This window comes from Pseudobacteriovorax antillogorgiicola, assembly GCF_900177345.1.
Classification (GTDB): domain Bacteria; phylum Bdellovibrionota_B; class Oligoflexia; order Oligoflexales; family Oligoflexaceae; genus Pseudobacteriovorax; species Pseudobacteriovorax antillogorgiicola.
Window position 1 is genome coordinate 1 of record NZ_FWZT01000054.1, and the last position, 7,775, is coordinate 7,775.

General features: G+C 47.3%; 9 protein-coding genes. 2 read left to right on the forward strand and 7 right to left on the reverse strand.

Annotation, left to right across the window (positions count from 1 at the left end; all coding sequences use genetic code 11):
* Positions 1 to 655 precede the first annotated feature (655 nt).
* Entirely contained in the window at positions 656 to 1,045 is a 390-nt protein-coding gene (locus B9N89_RS30955) for a hypothetical protein (protein ID WP_132325733.1), read from the forward strand.
* An 18-nt stretch (positions 1,046 to 1,063) separates the two neighbouring features.
* Positions 1,064 to 1,903, forward strand: a complete 840-nt coding sequence (locus B9N89_RS30960; protein ID WP_132325731.1) for a hypothetical protein — start codon at positions 1,064 to 1,066, stop codon at positions 1,901 to 1,903.
* 227 nt (positions 1,904 to 2,130) lie between these two features.
* Here B9N89_RS30960 and B9N89_RS30965 read toward each other — a convergent pair whose 3' ends face one another.
* The 7 genes from B9N89_RS30965 to B9N89_RS30995 all read right to left on the reverse strand — a co-directional run.
* Positions 2,131 to 2,385, reverse strand: coding sequence for a hypothetical protein (locus tag B9N89_RS30965; protein ID WP_132325729.1), 255 nt, complete (start codon positions 2,383 to 2,385; stop codon positions 2,131 to 2,133).
* A gap of 356 nt (positions 2,386 to 2,741) precedes the next feature.
* Positions 2,742 to 3,245, reverse strand: coding sequence for a D-Ala-D-Ala carboxypeptidase family metallohydrolase (locus tag B9N89_RS30970; protein WP_159455767.1), 504 nt, complete (start codon positions 3,243 to 3,245; stop codon positions 2,742 to 2,744).
* Positions 3,178 to 4,431, reverse strand: coding sequence for a collagen-like domain-containing protein (locus tag B9N89_RS32080; RefSeq protein ID WP_132325725.1), 1,254 nt, complete (start codon positions 4,429 to 4,431; stop codon positions 3,178 to 3,180). The genes B9N89_RS30970 and B9N89_RS32080 overlap by 68 nt, the downstream gene beginning before the upstream one ends.
* Complete coding sequence (locus tag B9N89_RS30980) at positions 4,428 to 5,387, reverse strand: phage late control D family protein (protein ID WP_132325723.1); 960 nt, start codon at positions 5,385 to 5,387, stop codon at positions 4,428 to 4,430. The genes B9N89_RS32080 and B9N89_RS30980 overlap by 4 nt, the downstream gene beginning before the upstream one ends.
* Positions 5,384 to 5,611, reverse strand: a complete 228-nt coding sequence (locus tag B9N89_RS30985; RefSeq protein WP_159455768.1) for a tail protein X — start codon at positions 5,609 to 5,611, stop codon at positions 5,384 to 5,386. Before B9N89_RS30985 ends, B9N89_RS30980 begins: the two co-directional genes overlap by 4 nt.
* The gene (locus B9N89_RS30990) at positions 5,604 to 6,014 is read right to left on the reverse strand and encodes a phage tail protein (RefSeq protein WP_132325719.1); all 411 of its coding nucleotides are present in this window, start codon (positions 6,012 to 6,014) and stop codon (positions 5,604 to 5,606) included. The genes B9N89_RS30985 and B9N89_RS30990 overlap by 8 nt, the downstream gene beginning before the upstream one ends.
* The coding region (locus B9N89_RS30995; RefSeq protein ID WP_143478320.1) for a phage tail tape measure protein at positions 6,015 to 7,775 on the reverse strand (1,761 nt) is incomplete at its 5' end.

Sequence of the window (7,775 nt, forward strand, 5' to 3'; positions counted from 1 at the left end):
GATGCAGGCTGCCGATTCGATTTTTCAAATCCTGCCTATCGATAGTTCTAGAATGGCTCAAACCCGCGGCTTGAGCCATTGATTGGCTATCTTGAAAGGGTCAGCGCTCTGGACTCACTGTCCAATCACTTCATCGCCTCGTTAAAAGTTGGTGCTCTGAGGTTGGACTTCATGGAAACTATGGCAGCCACACACTTCGAAAAACTTTTGGTTACCATCAGCGAGTGACCTTTAAAACTGAACTTCCGATTTTGATGGTTGCGTTCAATCACTCAAACCAGAAGCAGACGCTTTCTTATCTTGGGATTCAGGAGTCTGAGGTTCGGAAGGCATTTATGAATTCGCTTTGAATGGCGAGTTCTTCCTGATGGCTTGGGCATTTGGCACTGGTGGACTATCCCAGATCAGGCTATGAGAGGAAAATCGATATTTCTAATGCCGAATGTGAGGTTTCGTTCCGTTGGACTTCAAACCCGACAGGAAGCCTAATCCCAAAGGTTTTTTGCTCTCCGCTTCCATAATCTCCATGCCAGCAAGTTGCGTGTAGGCCTCAGCCAAACCTTCATTGCTACTCCATGCAAAGAAAAATTAAATTGGTTCCAAATACCGCAAAAGCCTGATAGATCTCCTCTACAACCAATGTAAAGGAGTATTTATGATCAGATCAATCTTAGTTTCAGCGACATTATTAGCCGCATTAGGCTGTGATAGTACTCTAACAGAAGAGGAGCGAATGTGGCTAGGACCTTGGTATGTTCGCCTCTTAAGCAAGGTCGCGGTGCCTGATGTTTCAGAAGACGCTTTTCGAAAATGTAAACTATATGACGCGATTATTTTCGATCGGACCCACAAAACAGGAAACTGCGCAGAGAATCTAATGGAAGGTTACATTGATCGCTTCATTGAAGAAAACCAGGGTGAAATCAATTACGAAAACTATATCAGAAGTAAAGTTGTAGATGAATATATTGGCCGCATTTTAAGAGAATGCGATGTGAGAAAACCTAATGTTGTCGGTCAGCTTGTCGGTATTTATTGTCAATAATTAATGTATAGGGATTATATGAGACGGTTAATTGTTCTGATTTTTGCTATAGCTATCAATGCAAATGCTCGCGAGGTGTGTAATTCCGTTCCAATTGGACTTGAGCAACCCGATCGCTTGGCTTGTAATCAGCCAGCACCCAAACCAAAGCCCAAGAAAGTTTATCATCTTGTTAATGAGTTTCTAGATTCAGTCAATAATGTGATGTTTTGCTTGAGTGCCAGCGATAGTCTGACAGATACCAGCAATCAATCGTGTATTGTTGTCAAAAACAAAAAGTTTTCTTTGCGCCATAGCGGTCCGAATAATTGGTTCGATTACATGAATATGAATTTCCATGGGAAGCTAGAATCAAAAATATCAAGCGAGTCATATGATTTCAATTTTAAGACCGTAGAAAATCTACCTGCTTTAAAAATTGTTAGTATACAGCGCTTCAACAGCTTGCTTGAAGATTACAGTGATGAACCAGATTGGTATCTGGAAGAATTACAGAAATGCGAAGGCCGTTACAATAGCTGTAAGGCTAAAGCTAAATTTATTGTCGATTGGATGAGTTGGTGGGGTTACCTAGTGTCTGATAATCTTTACACCAGATGTGAAAAAGACAAGCCCGATTGCATCAAGATCGCTAAGACAAAACGTAAGATCTCCGAAAAAATGATTTACCAAGGAATGCGTCGCGTATCTGGAGGAGGTAGTGGTAGTGGTGGGAGTAACCCTCCTGGTAATGGCGGTGGTGGTGGTATCAGTGCTCCGATTGCCGGTGGAAGTGGTAACACTTGCTACGGTTGGAATAGGGTTTGTATAGGCAATAATGAGTGTACTCGAAGATGGCAGGAACAAAAATGCGACTAATAATAGCGGCCTCACAGGTATTCTGGTACGATAAAATCAATTAAAGCTGTTCTGTATCAGTGAATGGTTGGATAGATCAAAAATAAGCGGGTTAATCATAAGTCCACAAAAAGCTTTGCTCTGATTATCTAACAATGAGTATTTAGCTTCGGTTGTATACAATCGATTTTTGAATCCAACTGCCGAAAGTGAGAATTAGGAGATTTTTTACCTGAAGGTAAATGTCTTCATTGCTTCTCTTGATTGACAAGGCAGTATGCTTTGGCCACGATCAGAGAACTCTTCAAAAGGCATGACATAGCATGGGAGCTACTTATTTCAAGTGTCGAAGCAATTTCTTCAACTCCCAGTTCTTGCGAGAAAAATTGATGAAACACAGAACTTAGCTCATCTGACTCAAATCCATTTCTATGCAAGAGTTCTAAGCCTTCTTTACCGATTGTTTGTCGTAAAAACAACTTGAACTCTTCAAGATCTAGCATTGCTTCCCCCTTCACAAGCAAGGCTAACAATATATTCTTGGAAACATTACGAATATATTCTCTCGAATCGTGATCCGAATTGATCCTTTTTTTTATGCTGAGACGTTATATCTGAGATTCATCAGTAGAAATTCCCCTTTTGATCGAGAATTCTGAAAATCTCACTCAATTTTCTTAATCGAAGGATGGTTTCTCACTGGCTGCTAGGTTTTTGTATCGAAACATTTTTCTGTTCAAGTTTTGAACGCACAACACCACTCCTGATGATAGTAGGATAGCAGAAAAGTAGCTTGTTTTATAGGTTCAAGTGAATTCGTAGATCGCAATAGCCTCCTTGCCGAAAGCTCCATAGTGTTTCACTCGCCAACCCACATCCTAAACTCCCCCTCCCGTGAATCAAGATGAACAAAAGTCGGATAGATCCCAATCCCCTTAAATCCCAGCAGGTAGGCTTTCGAGATAAGGTTCATGATCTCATCATCAGGCCATCCCCGAGTTGAGATGTCGGTCGCCTTGCCAAAGACGTGCTTCGATTGTTCGGAGCTTCCAGCTAGGGTCCTATTATAGGTCAGACAGCGAAACCAGCTGTTGACCTTAAAGGGTTTACCTATGATGTCGCGAAGGGCCTGTATCTTGAACAAATGACGGTTATCAATTCTTGCTTCGCAGTTACCACACGGACAAGATATCTCTGCCAGCGTGAAGTTATCGGTTAAGTACTCATTTTTCTCGTTGATGATTGTTCTCCACTTGTAATGAGGTCCTGGGACCCAAGGGTCCCAAGTAGAAGTTCTATTTCTTGCAGCACAAAGCTGTAGCTCTAATATAGCCAGCAGGTTGGTTCGATACGCCGCTCGCACAGCTCCAATAGTTATTGCCAGCGATCAGCACAGGCTGATTGATGCTAGGTCCGTATTGGTAGTTTTCAGTGTTTATAGAGCAACCGCCAGTCAATACAAACTCATTGGAAGCACAAACTGCTTTAGCGGTTCGCGATCGACTTTTTGAGCTACCTCGAACGACACGACAGGATTCGATTATTTTTGTTCCGGGGTCGCCCTTATCCCCCTTGTCGCCTTTATCACCCTTTCTACCAGGAAGACCTCCCTTGCCAGTTTTGCCGGGAATGCCCTGGTCACCTTTATCTCCCTTATCCCCTTTAGGCCCTGAAGGGCCGGCTGGTCCTTTGTCACCCTTATCGCCTTTGGGGCCCTTTGGTCCTGAGGGACCGGCAGGACCCTGAGCACCTTTATCACCCTTCGGTCCTTTCGCCCCTGGAGCTCCAGTGTCGCCCTTGTCGCCTTTTGGACCTTTAGGACCCGTGATCTCGCTAAGGTTGATTGAAGTGGAGCCACATCTAATTTTTAGGGCTGGCATATCGAAGTAGCAGCTATCACCTTTGTCACCTTTCGGACCTTTCGATCCGGCACCACCACTTGGGCCTTTTGGTCCCTGGGGTCCTACTTTGCCCTGTGGTCCGGGATCACCTTTGGCTCCGGTGTCACCTTTGTCACCCTTTTCTCCCTTTGGCCCTTGTGGTCCCTGAGCTCCGGCTGGTCCTTTGGGACCTTGTTTCCCTTGGGGACCCTTAAGGGAAGAGAGTAATACCTCTGTAGTCCCGCAGCTAATGCGATCGGCGAGTACCTTACAGGGCTCGGCATCACGTCCAGGATTACCCTTGGGGCCAGTATTGCCTTTGTCGCCCTTCTCGCCTTTAAGGTTTCCGATGTTGCCAAGCCAGTCCCCTTGGCTATTAACGATGGGGCTTTCACCGATGTAAAGGGAGCGCATGTTCACATCTCCCAGTAGATTGATGCGGCCTGTATCGGGATCAATGATCACGACAGCCGGGCAGTCATCGCCATTTGTGCATTCTCTCATGTCGCTTGGCTTTCGCCTGACTACAATCCCCTCGCCAGGGTAGTAGTTGACGATATCAGAGTACTCGCCGAGGCTTCTCCCTCCTTCGATGTAGCCCGAGTCTTTTGGAAAATCACTTCCAAGTGCTGCTGTCGATAGCAGCGTTAATCCAATTAGTTTTTTCATTCGCTAGTCCTTTCAAGTTCAACTTTAGAAATATATCCGCTCGCATTAAGCGTGTGGGTTACTTTTGTAATGAGCCAGGTGCCATCAACATCAGGTCGTACCCCAGATATCTCAGCCTTTCGCTCAGCGAAAAGCTCTTGGTTTCCTGTCACTGTTAGGGTTAGCTTTGAGCTTTCCCGCTCAAGCTTTTGAAGTTTTGAGGCCGCAATACTCTCGGCCATGGCCTTATCAGTCATAAGAAAGTCGATCTCAAAGACGCTCTCTTCAGCCCCTTCAAGGACTTCCTTGCGCTCGGCTAGCCGCTCATCCCAGTAGAAGGCTTTAACGCCCGTATAAGTCTTTTCAGTGGAAGTGCTCAGGGAATAGTCTTTGACTCGGCTGATCGTTATGGGTTCGATCTTTCGGCCAGATGCCGTTTCTGATTCCCCTTTTTTGATGAGGATGAGCCTATCTTCAAAGGGCTTATAGACCCCGTCATAGATCTCAGCGATTCGGCTTAGAAACGAGCTATCACTTTCATGCTGGTCGATGTGTTTGATCTTTATGCCATCAAAGTAGCTTGAAACCGCTGCCGTAAGGCCATTCTCCGCTGCGATCTCGCGGGCTATATCGCCGATGCTTTGATTGTTCCAAGACCTCTCCTTTTTGCTAAGAAGACTCTTTGCTCCAGCGATGGCGGTAGCGGTGAGTTTAAGCTGACTTGGATAGCCCTTAGCTTCGATAGGCTTTAGGGTGAAACGCCCCATCTCAATGAGGACTTCCTCATAGCCAAGAGCCACCCTAAGGGTATCGCCAGCCTGGGGCCGCTCGATAAGCTCTGGCTCATCCGAAAGGACCAGGGAGCAGGCATCGCTTATGCCCCCTGATTCATCGGTGATGGTAAGCTCAATAAGCCGTGATCTGATTTCTGGAGTGATATCGCCCCTTGGCGACTCGATCCGATAACTTGCTTTCAAGTAAATAGCCTCACAATCTTTTTCCTCTGAGTTGCTTGTTTAAGTTCTGGAAGGAGAAGGTAATCTACCCCTTGGCCTAGCTCGTATCTGCCGCGGGGAAAAAGCCCTAAGATCTTTTGGTTGGCACGAAGGACCTCTTCAAAGGCTCCCGCGGTAAAACCATACTCCTCATAGATAAGGGCATCGATCTCATCGCCGTCTTTTAGGCGGTAGAGCTTAGCCATAGCGTTTGATCTCGATCTGAAACTCAATCTTTCTCGGCGAGCCATCCGGTAGAAAATGAGTCCTCGTTTCCTTGATGGATAGAATGATCCAAAGGCCCATATTCTCGCCTACCTTCTCATTGGCGTAGATAAGGCGGTGTGGCTCTCCCATCCCTGCCTTTTCTCTAAGCCGCTCCATGGGTTCCATGCCGCCTCTGTGGAAGGGGTAGTAGGCGCCTGAAATAGTGAACCTGTCCTCACCTGGACCTAGGTATTGGTAGCGAGGTGCCTCGCCAAAGATCTCAAGGGACTTCCAGCGAAAATCGCTGCTCCGGCTTAGTTTTGAAAAGGGGGCGGTATCCCCTTCAAAAACAAAGTCGCCGAGCTTTAAAAGGTAGGTCTTTCTAATAATGGGAAGCGCCAACTACACCCCCACCGGATCAAAGAGGGGATAGCTCCCTGCGTTTTTAAATAGATTAAGGGTCTCTTCTTTGATCTTTCTCGCTGCGACTTCAGGGCGTTCAGCCTCATTCACGTTGATGGTCTGATTGATGACTGGACCTTGGCTTTGCCTTGGCTTTAGGTCGGGAATTCTAAGATCGACCCCTTGGTCAAGACCAAGCATATTGATGGTAAAGCTCCCCCCAGGGATGAATTTAGCGAGATCTAGGAGCTTATTTGCGACCGAGTTGATGAGCTCGATATTATCGTTCCAAAACTCCTTAAGCTGCTCAGCGATTTTATCGATCATCGCACTCAACTCATCCCAGTAGCTGATGACAAGGACGATGCCCGTGATGATGGCGCCAAATATATTAGCCTTACTTGCAGCGTTGAAGATCCGCTGAGCGATGGTTGCCCCTTGGATGGCCTTTGTGAGACCGAGCTTTACCACCTGATAAGCAAGAGCCGCAGTCCTGGCACTAAGAAAGGCTGCTGCGCCAATGCCTAGAGCCCTCACAAGCTCGGTGTTTTTTTCCACAAACCGTGTTAGATCAAGGGCAGTGTCTGCAATTTTACTTGCGATTTCAGCGATTGCCGGAAGGAAAACTGATCCGATGGCAATCGCCGTTTCGCTGGCGGCAACGCCGACCCGCTTTAGAGCAAGGCTTGTCTTGCCGTTCCTCTCAATCGCAAGGTCTTCCGCTGATTTGACCGCCTCTAGTTTTCCAAGAAACTTGTCAAAGCCCTCAGTATCTGAGCGACCAACGAGTTCAGTAATCGCCTTTTGATCAGTGAGACCTAGCTTTTTGAGCCGCTTTTGGATCGCCTTACCATCAAGACCTTCTAGGCTTTTGATGAAGTCAGAAAGCAGCTCCTTACCGGAAAGCCCCTGATCGATTTTCATAGCATCAGCGAGATCAGGCTTTAAGGCCTTTAGCTCTTCAGTGACTCTTCGGTAGGCGGGAGCTAGTTCTAGGACGGCAATCTTTTCTTGAAGCCGTCCCCGGCCAGCCTGTTTTATAAGCTCAGAAGCTCCAGCTGCAGCTTCTTCGCCGAAGATCTTTTTGATGTAGCCAAGCTTTGCGCCATCTCCCATGTCTTCTGTCTTCTTATAAATCTCCTGAAGGACGTCAGCCATAGGCCTAAGGTTACCCGTCACAAGGTCTTTAGCTGTGACACCGAGCATATCAAGGGCCTCTCTTGCCATCTTGGGCGGTGCTGCAAGCCGTGTCGTCATAGCCCTAAGAGCAGTACCAGCCATGGAGCCTTGGATACCAACATCCCCCAAAAGGCCTGCCGCCGCAGCCACTTCTTCAAGGGAGGCGGAGACGGTAGAGCCAATGGGCGCCACATACTTCATGGTCTCGCCCAGCATCTCAAGGTCTACATTGGATGAGGTCATCGTCGCCGATAGGGTATTCGCTGCCCGCGCCATCTCTTCGGCGGGAAGGCTGAAGCCTGAAAGAATGTTTGACGATATGTCAGCTGTCTGGGCGAGTTCCATCCTGCCAGCTGCTGCTAGATCTAAGACACCTTTGATGGAGGCATTGATCTTTTCAGGACTAAAGCCAGCCATTCCGAGGAAGGCGCCAGCATCAGCGATTTCTCCCGCTCTAAATAGGGCCGCCTTTGAGCGGGTGAGCTCCTCGATCTTTGTCTTAAAAGAGGCCATCTGCTTTTCGTCTGCGCTGGTCACAGCGGCAACATTGGCCATCTTATCTTCAAAGCTTATGGCTGGAAC